Raw genomic sequence first — 18,566 nt, forward strand, 5'->3', positions numbered from 1 at the left:
ACTTACATGTATGCAAAGCGCATTTGAACTAGGACAGTCACTTGCTTCCCAAGGCAAAAAAGAGAGCGGATTACCACCCTCTTGCAAACCAAACTGTATGATTTCTATTTCTATTTATTGTTCCATTTGTTTCGCCAAAAATCCGGCTGCCGTCTCGGCCAGTTTCGCTTCCAGTTCCCCCATTTTCACATTCTCGTCACGGGAGAGCAGGACAACTGTACCGATCGGATCCCCTTGTGCAATGATCGGGGAAATTACGCGCGAGGTAAACCGTTCCGTGCGTTCTTTTAGAATTGACATTTCTGCCGGGCTCGATATCAGAGCGGTTTTGCGATCTTCCATTACCTTCTCCACATCGGAGCCAACCGATTTTTCCATAAACTCTTTTTTGGATGTTCCCGCTACCGCAATCACAAGGTCACGGTCGGTAATCAAAGTAATATGGCCAAGGCTTTCATAGAGGGAATCTGCATATTCTTTTGCAAAGTCACCCAACTCGCCAATCGGCGAATACTTTTTCAGAATTACCTCTCCATCCCGATCAACAAAAATCTCCAGCGGGTCCCCTTCCCGGATGCGAAGTGTCCGTCGAATCTCCTTGGGGATCACCACTCGTCCTAAGTCGTCAATTCTACGAACGATACCAGTAGCCTTCATGGATGATAATCGACCTCTCTTTCGTGATGTGTAGGTTTTTATGCCAGATGAGATCATCAGTTAAGCTGCTGCCCTGTTGCCATTATTTTGTCCGATTGTCCGATATATTACATTGGGATTTACTGGCTCGTTTTCCTTTCTTGATGGGATGAAGGTTCGATTAGTATTTGTCCAGAAGTAGGGAATATACCCACCACCAAAAATTCAGTTTCGTACAGAAACACATAAAACCCTGCCAGCTGGAGGCCGGCAGGGGCACGGAGTGTTGAAAAGCAGTATTACGCTCTTTGCAGTTCTTGTTCCGTTTTCAGAACTGACGGATACGATTCCAAAAACTTTTTAATCATCTCAAGAACTTCGTGGTCTTTCAGCCCTTTCACACGAAGGGTAATCGTAATATAGGGGGCGGCGGTCAACTTCACGCGATCCGGAAACTGTTGCGTGAGAGCAAACAGCTTCTCCCCTTTTACAAACTGATTTTGCCGTTCCGACAGTTTCATTACCACATCGTGTCCGTCCTGCACAATCGATTGAAACTCAAATTGGCGGGCGTATGACTTAATCTGAGTCACCGTCAGCAGATTTCGAACCGGCAGTGGAATGTCGCCAAACCGGTCTTCCATTTCCTCTTCCAAATCACGAATATCTGACAGACTGCGGGCACTCACAAATTTTTTGTAAATCTCGATCTTCTGTACCGTATCCCGAATATATTCGGATGGAATATAAGCGTCAACTGCCAATTCCACCTGCGGATCGGGAATCGTTTCTTGTTTCTCACCCTTCAGTTCCTGAATGGCTTGCGAGAGCATATCCGAGTATAGATCAAAACCAACAGATGCGATAAACCCGTGTTGTTCAGCACCCAATAGATTCCCTGCACCGCGAATCGACAAATCTCGCATGGCAATTTTAAATCCGGAGCCTAACTCCGTGAATTCCTTAATTGCCTGCAATCGCTTTTCGGCCACTTCGGTCAACACTTTATCCCTTTGATAGGTAAAATACGCGTAGGCAACCCGATTGGACCGTCCCACCCGTCCACGCAATTGATACAATTGGGAAAGTCCCATATGATCCGCATCATACACAATCAACGTATTTACATTCGGGATGTCCAATCCGGTTTCAATAATGGTGGTAGACACCAGCACATCCGCTTCCCCTTCCAAGAAGTCCAGCATGACATGCTCCAGCGCTTCCTCCCCCATTTGGCCGTGCCCGACAAGGACTCTCGCTTCCGGCACCAAAGTGCGGATATGGTCAGCCATTTTTTCAATGTCTTTGACCTTATTATAAAGAAAATAAACCTGCCCGCCGCGCCCTAATTCCCGTTCAATCGCTTCCCGCACCAACACGTCACTGTATTCCGCCACATACGTTTGTACAGGAAAGCGGTTTTCCGGCGGCGTTTCAATTACCGACAAATCGCGAATTCCTAACATCGACATATGAAGTGTGCGCGGGATGGGCGTTGCCGTCAGCGTCAAACAGTCGACGTTGTTTTTTATTTGTTTGATTTTTTCTTTATGGCTGACTCCAAACCGTTGCTCTTCGTCGATTACCAGCAACCCTAAATCTTTAAATTTCACACTCTTGTTCAACAATCTGTGTGTCCCGATCACGATGTCCACACTGCCGTCAGACAATCCTTTCAAAACCGCTTTCATCTGTGCCTGCGTGCGAAACCTAGAAATCACTTCCACTTTTATCGGGAAACCGGTACAACGTTCTTTAAACGTCTCATAATGCTGTTGAGCCAGAATAGTCGTAGGCACCAGAACCGCTACCTGTTTCCCATCCATAACCGCTTTAAAAGCGGCGCGAATCGCCACCTCTGTTTTGCCGTACCCAACATCTCCGCACAGCAAACGGTCCATCGGTCGCGGGGTCTCCATGTCCTTCTTGATTTCCGCAATTGCGCGCAACTGATCGGCTGTTTCCTCGTAAGGGAACATCGCTTCAAATTCCCTTTGCCATTGCGTATCGGGACTCGCCGCATACCCCGGTGTAGCCTGCCGGGCGGCATAAAGCTTGATCAAGTCTTCCGCAATATCCTTAACCGAATTTTGTACTTTTGATTTGACGCGCGCCCATTCGGTACCGCCCAGCGAGTACAGCTTCGGCTCCTTTTCTTCCGACCCGATATATTTTTGTACGAGATCAATCTGTTCGACCGGCACGTACAGCTTGTCTTTCCCCTTGTACTTGATGTGCAGGTAGTCTTTGTGGTTGCCTTCAATTACAAGCGTTTCAATCCCTAAATATTGTCCGATCCCATGGTTGAGATGGACAACAAAATCGCCGACTTTGAGATCCTGATAACTTTTCAGTTTCTGGGCATCTGACAATCCTTTAAACTTCTTTGCTTTTCTTTTGTTGGCAAACACTTCGTTTTCAGTAATAATTACCAATTTAAACGAAATCAGTTCAAACCCGCCGGTCAAATTGGCATGCAGAATAACCGGCCGTTTCCCCAATCCCTTTAAATCAGAAGCAGAATCCGCTTCCATTCCGTAGTCTTCCAACACCCGCTGCAGTCTTTCGGCCCGTTCCGGTCCCGCTGCCAGAAAGATCACCCGTGATCCTGTTTTTCGCCAGCGTTCCATCTCCCCTTTCAGAATATTCATCTGTCCGTGGAAATTCTGACCGGCTTTGGCCGAAACATGGACCACTTGCTGCATCGTAAGTCCGGGAATGGTTCTGGGAAATAAGGAAAAAAACAGACGTCTCCATTTTTTTTCAAAAAACAGGGCGGAACGATCCGTATCCTGAATCATCGCAGGCATCAGTTCGCCTTGTTCCAGTGCGGCCGTTTGCCATTCCGCCTGCTCTTTTGCCAAAATCTGTACGGTCTCCCGCAAGCGGGTCGGTTCATCATAAACGAGAATCGCATCCGCAGGAAGGTATCCCAGTAAATTGCTGACGCTCGGATCAATCAGGTGCAGGTAACGAATAAGTCCGGGAAACACGATTCCTTCCCGCATAAGTTCGATTTCGCGGCCGATCTGCTTTTCCAATTTTTCAGCTCGTTCGCTTTCTCGCACCGTTTTCTTATATTTATCCAGCAACTCATAAATTTGGTCTGCTTTGCTTTGCAATGATTCCTTTTTAATTAAAACTTCACGAATTGGCCAAAAGGAGATTTCATTCCGTTTCTCTTGTGACCGTTGCGTAGTCGGGTCGAACGTACGAATGGAATCCACTTCCACATCAAACAATTCAACGCGAACTCCCATTTCCATCGTTAACGGAAATACATCCAGAATGCCTCCCCGAACGGAGAACTGCCCCTTAGATTCAACCAATTCTGAACGTTCGTACCCAAGGTATACGAGGCGCTCTACAATCGAATCTAAATTTACTTCATCACCCACGCTCAGTTTAATGACCGATTCGGTAAATGTTTGCTTGTTTGGCAACGGCTGGTAAACGGCTGCCAACGGAGCAATCACAATAGAAGCCTGTCGCTGCACCAACCCTTCCAACACATTCAAACGAGTTGCCGCCTGTTCCGGGGAATAAGCCAGGATATCCAAATAAGACAGCTCTCTCTCCGGGAACAAAAATACCTCGCCTGCAGGAAGCAATTCACACATGTCCTCATAAATCTGTTGTGCTTGCTGAAGATTATGTGTGACGATCAGCAAGGGCGATCTCAGAACAGTATGCAACGCAGCCGTATACAAATGGCGGGCTGAACCGCTCAACCCGGTTACCCATTGTTCAGACAATGATTTTTCGAATCCTTTTGCAATCATTCCTAAATCAGAATCCGTTTGAATCAAATCAATCAAAGGATGCAACAATTGACCCCTCCCGTAAAGCACAAAAAAGCCTTCAGGCAATGTACCCAAGGCTTCTGCAGTTTGTTTCACTCATTGCAGCGGATTATGAAGCAACGCCAGTTCGGGATGCGCTTCAATCGCTTCCTGACAATAATCACAAATCGTTTTCACGTAAACAACATCCTCATTTAAATTATACGATATTATATCTGCCTGTTCTTCAGGCGTCAAGGAAGTGAGTCCTAAGCGAGTTTCATTTACTGACGTCCGATCCAATTTGCCCAAATAGGAGTTACAGTGCCGGCATACGTAGATCAATCGCACAAGGGATTCCTCCTCCAATTTCTTCTGAATAGTATGGACGAGGAAACGATTTGGCATACCTAATTGTAACGGTTCATAGCTGTTTGAAAGTCTACTTGTATAAATGTATGCAAGGCAGCCGTCGTCTGTTTGTATGTTTCTTCCAACCGGGCATTCTCTTCTTTGTGAAAGGAACTTAACACATGATCGATTACCGTCTTGCCAGGTGCAGGGCGTCCCACACCAATCCGGACTCTCTGAAACTCCTGCGAACCGACTGTTGAAATAATCGACTTAATCCCATTATGCCCACCCGAACTTCCCTTTACCCGAAGCCGTACAGTTCCCAACGGCAAATCCATGTCATCATAGACTACAACCCATTCCGACGGTGTTGGCTTATACCAGTCCAGCACCTGTCTGACTGATTGACCGCTTAAGTTCATGTATGTCAAGGGCTTAACGAGAACCACTTTTTCTCCCTGGTGGGACCCTTCCCCATAAAGAGCCTGAAATTTTGATTTGGCGATTTCGATACCTAATGTATCCGCCAGATGGTCAACAGCAACAAATCCGACATTGTGCCGCGTGAATTGATATTCTTTGCCAGGATTACCAAGTCCGAAGATGATCCTCACCAAACGAACCTCCTTGTTTCGGTCGTCTTAACTAGAGTACATTTCCTTTTGGATCAATGCAAGAAGAAAGGTAAAAATAGGAATAGGGGCACCCATTTAAACAATAGGTAGCCCCTAATTTATCGTAAACGCCCTTTTACATGGCGGCTTGCGCACTCAAGACTTGAAAAATCTCCTGCAGTTTTTCATTTTTGGCAAGTTTCCTCCGCACCCGAGTCAATGCGTTATCAACCGCTTTGCGGCTGGGAAGCTCCAAAATAGATTGAATTTCCATATGACTGCGTTCTTCAAAATAGAATAATACCAGACAATTATATTCCAGCGGAGTTAAATTTTCATTCTTTAAGATTAAACGGATACTTTGCAAAGAGTCTTTACGTAAAAGGATTTGGTAAGTCGATTTGCTAGGTCGATCGATAACCCCCTCTATATACGAGGTGTCATTGACCGTTCCCTCTTCATTGACCGTCGGACCGTCCAATCGCATGGCGGTTCGATTTGGCACATTGGCCTGGCCATAGAGCCGTCTTAACCTGGATTTGATATGGTTTTCTACAGTCAGTTTACAATAAGAGAAAAACGACATCTTTCCGGTTTCAAACGATTTTACCGCATTCCACACTTCAATCCGAGCCCATTGGAATACTTCATCCCTGTCGGCCATCCAAGAGGCATATCGATGAGCAATACGACGACACATAGGCTCTACCCGTTTTAACGTCTCCTGAAATGCATATTCACAAGTTTTGGCTTGTACTGCAAGTTCGTTTAAATCCACAGACATCCTGATTTCCTCCTCTCTAAAGAAAACTTGGCTTCGCCAATCTAAGCACAGGCGAGAGCCTAGGCTGTCTTGCGCATGGATGCGCTGATACCGACGTGCGACGACCATGGACGGTCTAGTGTCGACGATGCAACATGGACGTTGCGTTTTCGTCGACCGACAAGGATGTCGCGCTTTGAGTCGGCCTTCCTCTATGTCGATAGGGAAAAATTTATAAATACCTATCAAAAAAACTGACGAATCATGTCGAATTCACATTACTTTTAATGTACATGCAGATATGGCAAGGGAAACAGGTGCGAAAAGACTGGATTCAGCAAAATCCATAGGACTTTTGATTTATTTTTTTATAGGTCTAAAGACCTTTTTTTGACTGCAATAAAAAAGATCGCCCATAAAAATGGCGATCTCATCGTATTCCTTTATGTTAAACTCCTAAATTCAGTTTACTCGTGAGCCCCTGGAATTTCATGTGCCCCTACCCCTTGTCCTTCTGTATCATGCACAAGTTCCGGCTCCTTTGGAACAATTTCTGTATCAGGCTCTGCATTGTCCGCCGGAATGACTCCCACCACAACCTCTTCCAGATCCGAAATCAGCTTGCTGCCGGACGGAATCGGCAAGTCCCTGACACGCAGGTTGTCGCCGGCATGCATCCAAGAAATATCGACCAGAATTTGATCCGGGATGTCCATCGGACGGGTGCGCAGAATCACTTCCCGCATCTGCTGTTGGATTATAGCGTCCCTTTTTTCCACTTCCTCAAGGCCATTTAAGTAAATCGGAACTTCCACATCAATCATTTGATCCATGGAAACGGCATACAAATCAATATGTAGTACTTTCCGGTTAATGGGTTCTCTTTCCATGTGTCGGATCATAGCATGAACCGTTTCGCCGGAAAGATTCAGTTCGACAAGTCCGTGACCTTTGCGAGCCACAATTTTTTTTAGCGATTCCGGATGAATGACAATAGGTGTAGATGTGATAGTGGGTCCGTATAAAATACCCGGCACGCCGCCCTCCCGTCTGATCCGATTGCGCTCGCATTTCGTTAATTTGGTACGGAGACCAGCTTCAATGGCCAGTTGTTCCACTACAACCCCTCCAATACGGTGGTAAAGGGACTCATCCCTTCACCAACTGTTTTTATCTATAAGAGGATTCCCATTAAACGGAAGATTCAAACCCTGCTTCGAAGTTGTACCTTCCGATAGTGAAAAAAGAAGCACACCGGCAACGATCCACCGGTGTACCTCATCAGTTGTTTATTCGAACAAGAACGATACCGACTCTTCATTATGAATCCGCAAAATGGCATCCGCGATCAATTTTGCCACGGACAGCGTCACAATCTTGGGATTCATTTTTTCTTCGGTCAAAGCAATCGTGTTGGTAACGACTACTTCCTTCAGAATAGAGTCGTTCAATCGCTGTATGGCAGGTCCGGAAAAAACGGGATGCGTACAGCACGCGTATACTTCCCGCGCCCCTAGCTCCAACAGCGCCTTAGCACCATGTGTGATCGTACCGGCTGTGTCAATAATGTCGTCAATCATAATCGCCGTCTTTCCATCAATATTGCCAATTACGTTCATAACTTCCGCAACATTCGGTTCCGGTCTCCGTTTGTCAATAATAGCAATCGGCGCTCCTAACCGTTCCGCCATTCCGCGGGCACGGGTCACGCCCCCCATGTCAGGCGAGACAACCACAACGTCTTTCAGGTTCTTGTCCCTAAAATATTCAGCCAAAATCGGTTCTGCATACAAATGATCGACCGGAATATCAAAAAAGCCCTGTATTTGACCCGCATGCAAGTCCATTGTTACGACACGCGTAGCCCCTGCAGTTTCCACCAGATTGGCCACCAGCTTGGCCGTGATCGGATCACGTGCACGGGCTTTCCGATCTTGTCTCGCATACCCGTAATAAGGAATCACCACATTTATGCTGCTTGCGGAGGCACGTTTTAAAGCGTCCACCATAATCAACAATTCCATCAGGTGCTCATTGGCCGGAGCGGATGTGGGCTGAATGACAAAAATGTCACAACCGCGAACACTTTCTTCCAACTTGATGCGAACTTCTCCATCGGAAAATCGAGTGACATGAGAAACACCAAGATCGATTCCAAGATGTTGAACGATCTCTTTGGCTAAATCAGGATTTGCATTACAGGTGAATACTTTCAGTTTTTTATCCTTGTACACGTTTACCCCTCACTTTTTGGGCTGCGATCACGCAATCGGGCCTCTAATTTTGCCTTGTATCCTTCCTTGATAACCTGGCGTTCACGCGCTACAGCAAGCGCCCCGTCAGGAACGTTATGCGTAATGGTAGAACCGGCTGCGATATACGTATCCTTCCCTACCGTGACAGGCGCCACCAAATTGGAGTTGCAACCAACAAAACTATTCTCTCCCACAATGGTTCGATATTTCTTCGTTCCGTCAAAATTAACGGTAATCGTCCCACAGCCAATATTTGTTCCCGCGCCAATATCCGCATCCCCGATATAGGAAAGGTGCGGGATTTTGGTTCCAGCGCCGATAACCGAATTTTTGATCTCTACAAAATCGCCGATCTTCACCTGATCCGCTACCTGCGAACCAGGTCGCACATATGCAAACGGACCGATCTGAACGCCGGATCCGAAATTTGATTCGAGCAAAACAGATTGAGTGACAGTGCTGTTACTTCCAATCGAACTGTTATGAATTTGAGTATTCGGACCAATCGTACAGGCGTCCCCTATTTCAGTCAATCCGGTTATCAGAGTACCCGGCAGAATCGTGGTATCAGGGCCGATTTGGACATCCGCATCAATAAAAGTAGTTGCCGGATCCATCAGGGTTACACCGTTTCTCATATGCTTCAGTCGAATCTGCTGCCGTAAAATTTGTTCAACGGATGCTAACTGCACCCGATCGTTAATATTTAAAATTTCATCAGAATCAGATACAGCAAATGCAGCAATTCGTTTGCCGCCCCGCCGCATAATATCCAAGCAGTCTGTCAGATAGTATTCGCCTTGCGCGTTGTCGCTTGTAAGACTTGAAAGCGCCTGCAATAAGTCGGGCGTATTGAAACAATAGGTTCCCGAATTGATTTCCCTTACCTGTTTTTCATCAGCGGAGGCGTCCTTTTCTTCCACGATGCGCAGTACCGATCCGTCTTGTCCCCGGATAATCCGTCCGTAGCCATACGGATTTTCCACGATCCCGGTCATGACAGTAGCGGACGCATTTTGTTGCTTGTGCAGCTCAATTAATTGTTGAACAGTTTCAGAAGTAATGAGAGGAGTATCGCCGTTGCAAACAATCGTTATCCCCTCTTGGTTTGTCAGCAATGGATTTACCTGCATCACCGCATGGCCGGTGCCCAATTGCTCCTTTTGCCAGACAAACTCCACTTCACCCGCAAGTTCTGTTTGAACCTGTTCTCCTAAACTTCCGATTACTACAATGCGGCGTTCAATTCCGGCCGCCTGAAGCGCATCCAGTATATGGCGAATCATCGGTTTGCCGCATACCGGGTGTAAAACCTTGTGACGTCTGGATTTCATACGCGTTCCTTGTCCGGCTGCCAATACAACGGCATTGATCGACATGTTTTAAAATTCCTCCGTCTCCCAGCAATAAAATCCACCCATCATTGTATCGTAATACAAAATATCCCGCAAGAAAACTTCTTGCGGGATTCGGCATCCGTTCTGCTTATGAAATTTAATGCTATGCTCCTTCAAGGACATCGGTGGGTTGAACATCATCTTCGGCCCGATTGTAAACATCCAAAACAGCCGTTTGAATCTTTTTACGCGTTTCAGAGGAAATGGGATGAGCAATGTCACGAAATTCCCCATCCGGTGTTCGCTTGCTCGGCATTGCTACGAACATTCCGTTATTTCCGTCAATTATGCGGATGTCATGAATGACAAATTCGTGGTCGATTGTAATCGACGCAATCGCCTTCATCCGCCCTTCCGTATTTACTTTCCTTAAACGAACATCAGTGATTTGCACCCTTTGGCAACCCCTTTCTTGATGTAACTGGCCCCCCCTTGTCCATTAAGTTCGATCATTCTTGTAAATTTTCCTTCCTAGATTATCAATTCTGATAATAAAAATTTTGCGACATAAATCGATTTTAAATGACAAAAGAGTGTACGGCCTTGCTGACCGCACACTCCTCTGATCAATACGAAGCTATTCCTTTACGGCAATTAAATCAATCTCAATTCCTACATCACGCGGCAGCCGAGCCACTTGTACTGTTGATCGAGCAGGCGGTTTCTCGGAAAAATATTGTGCATAGACCTCATTTACTTTCGCAAAATCGTTCATATCAGCCACAAAAACGGTTGCTTTTACTACATTTTTGAAAGTCATACCGGCCTCTTGCAGAACGGCTTGCAGATTTTTAAACACCTGGTGCGTCTGTGTCTGAATATCTCCCGTTACCAGTTGTCCATCCGGCGTCAATGGGATTTGACCGGATGTGAACAGCATATTGCCAGTTAAAACCGCTTGTGAATAAGGGCCTATTGCGGCTGGCGCCTGAGATGTTGATACGATTTTTCTATCCATCAGCTTTCCTCCTTAGACCTGGCGTTACTTGGTAATATTTGAAGGAACTACACGAATTTCTTTGCTCACCTCGTCAACCTCTGCCAGAGTGAGCAGTGAAACATAGTCTTTAAGCATTTTTTCAGCGGGTTCGGAAGTCGCCATGAAAACTCCAACCCCTACCACATCCGCGCGAAATTCTTTCATCATGTCGATCATCGCTTTGGCCGTTCCGCCCGCTTTCATAAAATCATCCACGATCAACACGCGCGACTGTTCTGGCAGCGATCGCCTCGACAGAGACATTGTCTGGATTCTTTTGGAACCGGACACATAGTTAATCGAAACAGCGGACCCTTCTGTCACCCGATGATCCCGCCGCACGACCACCGTCGGAACATGCAAATATCTGGCTGTCGAAATAGCTAATGGAATCCCTTTTGTTTCGACTGTCAACACATACTGGACGGCTGATGCAGAGAAAAGGTCGGCAAATATTTTCCCCGCCCGGTCCAGTACATCAGGACGCCCCAGTACGTCACTTATGTACAGATAACCTCCCGGCAGAATCCGGTCCGGGTCTGTCAGCAGCCGACTCATCTCCATCAAAAAATCGGCCGACTGCTGTTTCGGCATGCCTGGCACATACTTCACCCCGCCAGCAGCCCCTGCTTGTGTCTCCAGCGACCCGGAACCTTCCTTCAGCAGGACATCCCGAATGATCGCCAAATCCTCTGAAAGCGATGATTTGGCCGATTCCAGTTTTTCGGCCATTTCGGTCAGGGAAAGCAAACGATGTGGCTGCTCCAACAGCGTTTTTGTTAAACGGACAATGCGTTCACTTCTTCGCAAGCAACCTGCCTCCCCGAAAAACACGAACAATATATTTCGAATCATATCATTATTTTCGTATCGCCGGCAAGTTTTGTCCTAATATTTTTTGCGCCCATATCAAATCGGCCGGACGATCCACATCATTCGCGATTTCAGGAAAAGGCGAGACCACCGCTCTCGCATGGATATGAAACTGTTTGCGAATTCTGGTTTCCAATGACCGAATGGTCAGCACGCCGATCATTTTGGTCAAAATCAACCGCAAAACAAAACTAAACCCTAATTCAGCCGATAAAGCAATCGGGCTTTTACGGGCCTCCAATATTTTCTCAATTCGATCCAATAAAGGTATCAAGCTCGCTGGTCGCACCAAAAACAAATTTCCGCCAGTGAACGTCCCTTCTTTCAATTTCACGAATGTGCGTTGGATGCCGGGAAACCGATTCTTGTGAACTTGTTCTTCCACGATCGGATAATAAAAATCGGCATCCTGTTTACAGCGGCTTAAAAAATCGGCCACCGCTTCCGGCGTCAAAAAGGGAATATCACAGGTCACGATCAGCATATATTCATTTTCGTTCTTTGCCTGCTTCAGGGCGTATGAAAGACTGTCAATTAAATTTTCTTGATCGGATATAACGATCACCTGATCGATTTCGGGAGTCGCCGCCAGCGCATCAGCCACATAATCGACCATTCGCTTTCCATGAATGGTTGCGAGTGCTTTTTGCCCTTCCGGCGTAAATTCTCCTTTTTTCCCACCTGCGACAATACAAGCGAGCATACGATCCACCTTCCTCCAAATCAGGCCATCCTATTAGAGAAATCGAGTGAGATACACTTCCCGGGAAAACCCCCGCAGCGCGTTATATATCCGCTGTGCTTTTGATTCCCGGTCTGCAATTCCGTATACGGTCGGTCCAGATCCCGACATCAGGGCACCCATCGCACCAAACCGAATCATACTCTGCTTTAGTTTTTCCAAATCGGGATACATTTGAAACGTTACACTTTCAAGAACATTCCCTAAATGACTCACAATCGCTTCCGGGTTCCCCTCCGCTAATGATCGGATCATCCCTTTCGTATCCGGGTGTGTCTTGATTTCCTGAACACGCAAATTCCCATATACATCTGCCGTCGATACGGAAAATGAGGGTTTTACCAACACCACCCATAGCGGACAAGCGACTGCCAGCCGTTCAATTTGTTCGCCGCGCCCTTTCGCAATGGCTGTTCCGCCATACACACAGAACGGTACATCGGACCCTAATTCCGCACCTAACTTTGCCAAATCATGCAAACTGAGGCCTAAATTCCACAATCGATTCAATCCGCGGAGTGTAGCGGCCCCGTCACTGGAGCCTCCTGCCAAACCGGCAGCGACCGGAATCTGTTTGTCAATTTTAATATGAACCCCTTTTCGAATCTGATATCGACTTTTAAGTAAGGCGGCCGCCTGATAGGCAAGATTCCGTTCGTCGAGCGGAACGTAAGGAACATTACAGGATAACGTAATCTGATCGTCTCCCCGTTCATCAAACAGCAGGTGGTCTGACAAGTCGACCGACTGCATGACCATTTCCACCTCGTGGTACCCATCCGGCCGCTTGTACAGAACATCCAACGTCAGATTGATTTTCGCTTTCGCCTTTTCGCCAACCATCTTTCCACCGCCTGCAACTCTTACTTTCTTTTCATCATAAACAAAGAACCATCCTTACTCAAGGAAGGATGGTTTCAGCCAATTATAATTTGGCTAACGTTAACTGTGCGGCAATTCCTTCTGGAGAGGAGACAGATACGGCATTATATTTCTTTAGGAGATCTAAAATCGGCTGCAGTTTTTCGTAAAAGACAACTACAACTTCATCTGTTTCCATCCTCTCAATCGCTCTGGCAAGCGCCTCACATTCATCCGGAACGATTTCACAGTCGAGGTCTGCCGCCTCCTGTTTGACAGCTTGATACAGAATTTGCGGGATCTCACCAGGCAACCGGCCTCTTAGATCTTTGTCCTCTTTGATAATGAGACGATGAAATCCTCTTGCCGCCACTTTCGCTGCCTGTTCCGCAACCGAATTGTCCCGGTCGCCGGGCACCCCGATGACACCAGTTACTTTCCGGCCATTCCAATTTGCAATCATCCGGCAAACGGCAGCCAGTGAATCAGGATTATGCCCATAATCCACCATCACATATCCGTTTCCCACTTGGTACAGATTTGTCCGCCCCTGGTTATGCCAATCGCTTCGGAATCCCGTAATCCCCGACCGAATGCGTTCAATTGACAACCCATACCCCCGGCAGGCTGCAATGGAAGCCATTGCATTTGCGGTATGAAAATCAGCCGTTCCGCCAATTGTCACCGGTATGTCTGCAGCACGAACAATCGGTCGCTCGATTTGTCCAACCGCCTCGACAATCCAACCCTGCTTCAGGAAAACAGCCGTTCCGCCGACCGACAGATGCCGTTTGATTAACGGATGCCCTGCATAGAGTGAATAATACACCACTTTCTTTTTTACTCTACGAATGCGAGGGTTATCCAGCAGCCCGGTCAAATTTTCATCATCCGCGTTTAAAACCAGCACACCGCCTTCTCGTACCCGTTCCGCCACCAACGATTTAATATGCACCAGATCTTCCAACCGCTCGATCCCATCTTGTCCGATGTGATCCGGTTGAATATTGGTGAAAACAGCCACATCACACCAGTCGTAGCCAAGTCCCGAACGGATGATTCCCCCGCGCGCCGTTTCAAGAACTGCAATATCAATCAGGGGATCGGACAAAATCGTTTTTGCCGAAAGCGGACCCGTTGTATCGCCTTGCGCGATACATTCTCCACTAATGAATATTCCGTCCGTTGTAGTCATTCCCACGGTTTGGCCGGTGCCAGCCAATAAATGACCGATCATACGGGTGGTTGTCGTTTTCCCGTTGGTGCCCGTAATCGAAAAGATAGGAATGCGCGCTGCAGATCCGATCGGATACAGCATCTCAATTATGGCTTCCCCTACATCGCGCGGTTCGCCCTCTGTCGGGTAATGGTGCATTCGGATCCCCGGCGCCGCATTTAATTCGATAATTCCTCCACCGCCAGTTGGTAACGGTTCTGCAATGTCTTCCAATACCAGGTCAATTCCGCAAATGTCCAGCCCGATGATTCTGGCAGCCCGTTCACACAAATCGGCAATTTGCGGGTGAATCAGATGGGTGACATCCCTTGCTGTCCCGCCTGTTGACAAATTGGCGCTTTCACGCAAAAAAACCCTCTCGCCGCTGCGGGGAATATCGGATAGGCTGCGTCCACTTTTTTGCAAATAAGCGATAAGAATCGAATCCACCACAATACGGGTTAACGGCTTTTCGTGATCATCGCCGCGCTGTGGATCTCGGTTCACCATTTCAATCAACTCAATAATGGAACGTTTGCCGTCGCCCACTACATGGGCTGGTATCCGCTCGCTGGCAGCGGTTACTTTTCCATTTACCACCAGCACCCGGTAATTTCGTCCCTCTATGAATTCTTCCACGATCACTTCGGATGAATATTCTTGCGCAATTTCAAACGCATAAGAAACTTCTGCTGCGGAAGTCAGATTCAAAGAAACTCCTTTTCCCTGACAACCATTTAACGGCTTGACTACAATCGATGTCCCGATTTCTTGCAGCATTTGGATCGCCTCTTCTTTCGTCTGGACGATCCGGCCTTTCGGAACAGGGACAGCAGCCTGTTCCAGGATGCTTTTGGTCAATCCTTTATCACTGGCTATGTCCACCGCGATTGCCCTTGTCTGATCTGAGACGGTCGCTTGCAACAGCTTTCTGTTTTTACCGTACCCCAGTTGAATCAGGCTCCCTTGATTTAACCGGATCCATGGAATTCCGCGCCGCTCGGCCGCATCAACAATCGCGCGTGTACTGGGGCCCAACTCCGTCTTCGCCGCAATGTTTCGCGCTTCCTGCAAACATTCTTCCAAAGGGAACGGTTTGCCGTCAACAAGCGCTTGTACCAGGTCAACAGCTGCTCGAAGTAAATATTTTGTACTTTCTTCCGCTTTAAATTCGACAATCACATCATATATGCCTGGACCGTCCGCATATAATGTTTTGCCAAAAAAAGCGGGTACACCCGCCAATTCGGTCAACTCTAATGCCACATGTTCCACAATATGCCCAAAATAGGTGCCTCCATATAGCCGTTCGATAAACCCACCCGGTCTTCCTTTTGCACAATGATGTTGATGCACACCGGGAAGCAAGCTTAACAAGCGATCCACAAAACCGGGAATCTCATAGCTCTCTTTCTCTGTTAAGTCTTCCAAAAACAGCTTCATCAACAGAACCGGTTTATGATTATAGATATTCGGACCGGGCATTGTCCGAATCTCACCTATTTTCATCGTTTCAACTCCTCGTTTTTTCTGCTTTGTTCAAATTTTGCTGTAAAACAGGAGCACGGTTTTGCAGATCAAATCGATAATCAGAAGGCAGCACATGCAGTTTTACGCCGAAAAGCGCCAAATCACCATTTTTATGTAACTCGGCAAAGTTGGAATAGATCAAGCTGCCGGCATCAATTATGGTGACCGCACCTGACCCGATCACCTCAAATTCGTTTCCATCTACCACAACAGCCGTATTTTCATCGATTCCAAGGCCTAAATGATGGGGATACTGTGCAACAGCCGACAGCAAACGCCCGATTCGCCCCCGCTGCGCAAAGTGCTGGTCGATAACCACTCCGGAAATGAACTCCATACCCGGTCCCATTTCCACAATCCCCAGTCGGGGATTTGTTTCCGGCACACCTTCTATGATCATTGTATTCGACATCATGGAAGCGCCAGCGCTGGTTCCCGCCAATATCATCCCTTCTTCATGACGCTTATGAAGGATCATATCAATTTTGGTTCCACCTAACAGGTTCGTGATGCGAACTTGGTCTCCACCGGTAAAAAATACGCCGGTCGCCTGTTCAATTGCCTTCGCCGCGCTTGCCGCATTGGCATTTTCGCGGTTCGATACATCAAACGTACGGACGTCTTCCACCCCGATCCGGTCAAATACCTCCAGATATTGAGCGCCTACTTCCAGCGGAAGCTCAGTGGCAACCGTAATTACTACGATTCGTGCATTTGATCCACCCGCCAACCGGACAAACTCCCGCAAAATTAAACATTCTCCTTGCTTGTCCTCGGCTCCGCCAATCACAACCAACTTGCCGCGGGAATTGCTCACTTTTTTGCCTCCTTGCAACAAAAAAAGACTCCAACCCTCAGCTTAGCCCAGCAAAGCGGCGAATATTCATTAAATTGGGAAAACCAGGGCGCAGCCCTGGCATTTCATACGCCGGTTGGCTAAATGGCTATCGGGTCTGATTGGCCAATGTTTGTTCCGCAATTTCAATTGCTCGTTTGACCATATTTCCGGCGTCTTTGGCGCGGATACTTTCCCATCCTTCACGCTGAACAGTGTCATAAAACCCCAGTTCTTTCGCCAATTCAATTTTCAACTGTTCCGACATGATGCCTCGACGTCGTGCCATTTCTATCGCCTCCTTAATTCTGGCGTACAAAGATAGTATTTGAAAAAAGCAAAATAAAAATGCCTCCGAATTCGGAAGCATTTCCCCATGACCCTTTTTGTTTAACCTTCGACATACATGACTCGAATATGTTCCTGATCATCCTTGCAAACAGTCAGTTCGACCGTTTCCGTAAGGATATCTGCATAACTGTAAGACACACGTTTAAAAGAGTTGCCTGTGTTTTCAAGCTTAACAACGAATACTGACGGATAAGTTTCTTCCAGAACTCCCATCCGTTCAATCGTCTTGCGACGACCTCCGTTCGCCCGCAACAAGATCTTTTCACCGATATAGCCATCCAAATTCCGTTTGATCTCGTTTAGAGGATTTTTCGTCGCCATCCACACCACCTCTTTCCATTGACAAGTATATCACTCGGACAGGGGTGTGTCAAATTAAGTAAAATATTATAGCAACGTCTAACAAACCCTGTCAATGGTGCTTTTGTCGCCAATTTCAAAAAAAATTGGAACTTCAGGCATACAAGTCCCAATTTTCAAACTGTTTATACTTCCGGTAAAATGCCTTTTAGGACAAGGATTTAGGCAACCCAAGCCGATATTTCCCCCTGGATTCCAACCCTCCCAGGCCGTCGGTTCCGGTTATTGTGGACTGGACCACATCATAAATATTAATCGTTTGGTTAATCGGCGTGAAGGCGACCTTTTCGGCTACCAGTACAGGATCAAGCGCATGAATCAAAATCCGTTTCGGGGAAGAGGCAAAATTTGCACCGGATTCCAAGATCGCTTCATAATGCGATTGGCAAGCTCCGGCAAAAATCACTAATTCATCCAGGCTCCTCTCATACTTCCGTGCAGCTTGCACAGCTCTGATGAAATTTTCAGTGTTTCTGTAGCTGTAAACATTGTCCGGATGCTGCCCTTTGCCAATCAATCCGTCATGCCCCGTAATAATCAGGATATCCGGATGGTACATTTCCAAGAAACGCGGCAAGACGTCCGCCATTCTTGATTCACTTACATGATGTCCGTTCGCCTGCAAACCCAATTCTTCGTAAAAAAGCATACATTTATTCAAATAACTGCTGTCCCCGTCGAGATGAAGGACACGCCCTGGCCGCTCATAAAAATGGTTGCCCGCTGCCAATTTTACACCGGAGCGCAGCATGTGTTTCTCCCTTTCAAAAACGCGCCGCTTGCGAATCAGACTCAAACTGTTCGCTTCCAGTCTCGAATACTGAAGAATATGCGTTTCCCAATCGTGTCGGCTGACCGTTTCAAGGTCATCATAGGGAGCGTCTGCCAGAAGACGTACCTCCAAGCCCTTAAGAGTTGCTACCCGTCTTGCGGCATCCGCGTCAATTATGATAAAAAAAACGTCTTTTTGGTAGGATTTGCGGGCAACCAGGTCCCCAATCTTCCACATACGCAATCC

18 protein-coding genes are annotated in these 18,566 nt (G+C 47.1%); all 18 read right to left on the bottom strand.

The annotated features are described in order from the left end of the window. Positions 1-114: 114 nt before the first annotated feature. The gene (gene spoVT / locus skT53_RS12300) at positions 115-657 is read right to left on the bottom strand and encodes a stage V sporulation protein T (protein ID WP_200757360.1); all 543 of its coding nucleotides are present in this window, start codon (positions 655-657) and stop codon (positions 115-117) included. 278 nt (positions 658-935) lie between these two features. Beyond that, complete coding sequence (gene mfd, locus skT53_RS12305) at positions 936-4,463, bottom strand: transcription-repair coupling factor (RefSeq protein ID WP_200757362.1); 3,528 nt, start codon at positions 4,461-4,463, stop codon at positions 936-938. A 72-nt stretch (positions 4,464-4,535) separates the two neighbouring features. Beyond that, the gene (locus skT53_RS12310) at positions 4,536-4,769 is read right to left on the bottom strand and encodes an anti-sigma-F factor Fin (RefSeq protein ID WP_200757364.1); all 234 of its coding nucleotides are present in this window, start codon (positions 4,767-4,769) and stop codon (positions 4,536-4,538) included. A 59-nt stretch (positions 4,770-4,828) separates the two neighbouring features. Further along, positions 4,829-5,386 (bottom strand): aminoacyl-tRNA hydrolase, encoded by a 558-nt coding sequence (gene pth, locus skT53_RS12315; RefSeq protein ID WP_200757366.1) that lies wholly within the window; start codon positions 5,384-5,386, stop codon positions 4,829-4,831. Between the two features lie 136 nt (positions 5,387-5,522). Next, the gene (locus tag skT53_RS12320) at positions 5,523-6,170 is read right to left on the bottom strand and encodes a sigma-70 family RNA polymerase sigma factor (RefSeq protein ID WP_200757369.1); all 648 of its coding nucleotides are present in this window, start codon (positions 6,168-6,170) and stop codon (positions 5,523-5,525) included. Positions 6,171-6,616: 446 nt separating this feature from the next. After that, positions 6,617-7,267 (bottom strand): 50S ribosomal protein L25, encoded by a 651-nt coding sequence (locus tag skT53_RS12325; protein ID WP_200757371.1) that lies wholly within the window; start codon positions 7,265-7,267, stop codon positions 6,617-6,619. A gap of 171 nt (positions 7,268-7,438) precedes the next feature. Further along, positions 7,439-8,383 carry a ribose-phosphate diphosphokinase gene (locus skT53_RS12330; protein ID WP_200757373.1) on the bottom strand — a complete coding sequence of 315 codons (945 nt, stop codon included), beginning with the start codon at positions 8,381-8,383 and terminating at the stop codon, positions 7,439-7,441. 2 nt (positions 8,384-8,385) lie between these two features. Further along, a complete protein-coding gene (gene glmU / locus skT53_RS12335) occupies positions 8,386-9,783 on the bottom strand; it encodes a bifunctional UDP-N-acetylglucosamine diphosphorylase/glucosamine-1-phosphate N-acetyltransferase GlmU (RefSeq protein WP_200757375.1) in 1,398 nt (465 codons plus the stop codon). Between the two features lie 121 nt (positions 9,784-9,904). After that, entirely contained in the window at positions 9,905-10,195 is a 291-nt protein-coding gene (gene spoVG / locus skT53_RS12340) for a septation regulator SpoVG (protein WP_200757379.1), read from the bottom strand. Positions 10,196-10,378: 183 nt separating this feature from the next. Further along, complete coding sequence (locus tag skT53_RS12345; protein WP_200757381.1) at positions 10,379-10,759, bottom strand: RidA family protein; 381 nt, start codon at positions 10,757-10,759, stop codon at positions 10,379-10,381. A 24-nt stretch (positions 10,760-10,783) separates the two neighbouring features. Further along, positions 10,784-11,590: a pur operon repressor gene (gene purR, locus skT53_RS12350; protein ID WP_226375203.1), complete on the bottom strand. Its 807-nt coding sequence runs from the start codon at positions 11,588-11,590 to the stop codon at positions 10,784-10,786. Positions 11,591-11,639: 49 nt separating this feature from the next. Next, entirely contained in the window at positions 11,640-12,356 is a 717-nt protein-coding gene (locus skT53_RS12355) for an NTP transferase domain-containing protein (RefSeq protein ID WP_200757385.1), read from the bottom strand. 33 nt (positions 12,357-12,389) lie between these two features. Continuing rightward, positions 12,390-13,238: a 4-(cytidine 5'-diphospho)-2-C-methyl-D-erythritol kinase gene (gene ispE / locus skT53_RS12360; protein ID WP_200757387.1), complete on the bottom strand. Its 849-nt coding sequence runs from the start codon at positions 13,236-13,238 to the stop codon at positions 12,390-12,392. An 82-nt stretch (positions 13,239-13,320) separates the two neighbouring features. Continuing rightward, positions 13,321-15,981: a cyanophycin synthetase gene (gene cphA, locus skT53_RS12365; protein WP_200757389.1), complete on the bottom strand. Its 2,661-nt coding sequence runs from the start codon at positions 15,979-15,981 to the stop codon at positions 13,321-13,323. Between the two features lie 4 nt (positions 15,982-15,985). Beyond that, entirely contained in the window at positions 15,986-16,819 is an 834-nt protein-coding gene (locus tag skT53_RS12370) for a cyanophycinase (RefSeq protein WP_200757391.1), read from the bottom strand. Positions 16,820-16,946: 127 nt separating this feature from the next. Next, complete coding sequence (locus tag skT53_RS12375; RefSeq protein ID WP_200757393.1) at positions 16,947-17,126, bottom strand: small, acid-soluble spore protein, alpha/beta type; 180 nt, start codon at positions 17,124-17,126, stop codon at positions 16,947-16,949. 101 nt (positions 17,127-17,227) lie between these two features. Then, the gene (veg, locus tag skT53_RS12380) at positions 17,228-17,509 is read right to left on the bottom strand and encodes a biofilm formation stimulator Veg (RefSeq protein ID WP_200757395.1); all 282 of its coding nucleotides are present in this window, start codon (positions 17,507-17,509) and stop codon (positions 17,228-17,230) included. A gap of 187 nt (positions 17,510-17,696) precedes the next feature. Beyond that, on the bottom strand, positions 17,697-18,557 hold the full coding sequence (yabG, locus tag skT53_RS12385) for a sporulation peptidase YabG (RefSeq protein ID WP_200757397.1): 861 nt from the start codon (positions 18,555-18,557) through the stop codon (positions 17,697-17,699). Positions 18,558-18,566: the final 9 nt, after the last annotated feature.

It is taken from the genome of Effusibacillus dendaii (assembly GCF_015097055.1).
In the GTDB taxonomy this organism is placed as follows: domain Bacteria; phylum Bacillota; class Bacilli; order Tumebacillales; family Effusibacillaceae; genus Effusibacillus; species Effusibacillus dendaii.

Bases quoted from the DNA above. Each gene is read 5' to 3' on its own strand.
- spoVT (WP_200757360.1), bottom strand. From the start codon at position 657: ATGAAGGCTACTGGTATCGTTCGTAGAATTGACGACTTAGGACGAGTG.
- cphA (WP_200757389.1), bottom strand. From the start codon at position 15,981: ATGAAAATAGGTGAGATTCGGACAATGCCCGGTCCGAATATCTATAAT.
- glmU (WP_200757375.1), bottom strand. From the start codon at position 9,783: ATGTCGATCAATGCCGTTGTATTGGCAGCCGGACAAGGAACGCGTATG.
- skT53_RS12355 (WP_200757385.1), bottom strand. From the start codon at position 12,356: ATGCTCGCTTGTATTGTCGCAGGTGGGAAAAAAGGAGAATTTACGCCG.
- skT53_RS12375 (WP_200757393.1), bottom strand. From the start codon at position 17,126: ATGGCACGACGTCGAGGCATCATGTCGGAACAGTTGAAAATTGAATTG.
- ispE (WP_200757387.1), bottom strand. From the start codon at position 13,238: ATGGTTGGCGAAAAGGCGAAAGCGAAAATCAATCTGACGTTGGATGTT.
- skT53_RS12320 (WP_200757369.1), bottom strand. From the start codon at position 6,170: ATGTCTGTGGATTTAAACGAACTTGCAGTACAAGCCAAAACTTGTGAA.
- skT53_RS12345 (WP_200757381.1), bottom strand. From the start codon at position 10,759: ATGGATAGAAAAATCGTATCAACATCTCAGGCGCCAGCCGCAATAGGC.
- veg (WP_200757395.1), bottom strand. From the start codon at position 17,509: ATGGCGACGAAAAATCCTCTAAACGAGATCAAACGGAATTTGGATGGC.
- yabG (WP_200757397.1), bottom strand. From the start codon at position 18,557: ATGTGGAAGATTGGGGACCTGGTTGCCCGCAAATCCTACCAAAAAGAC.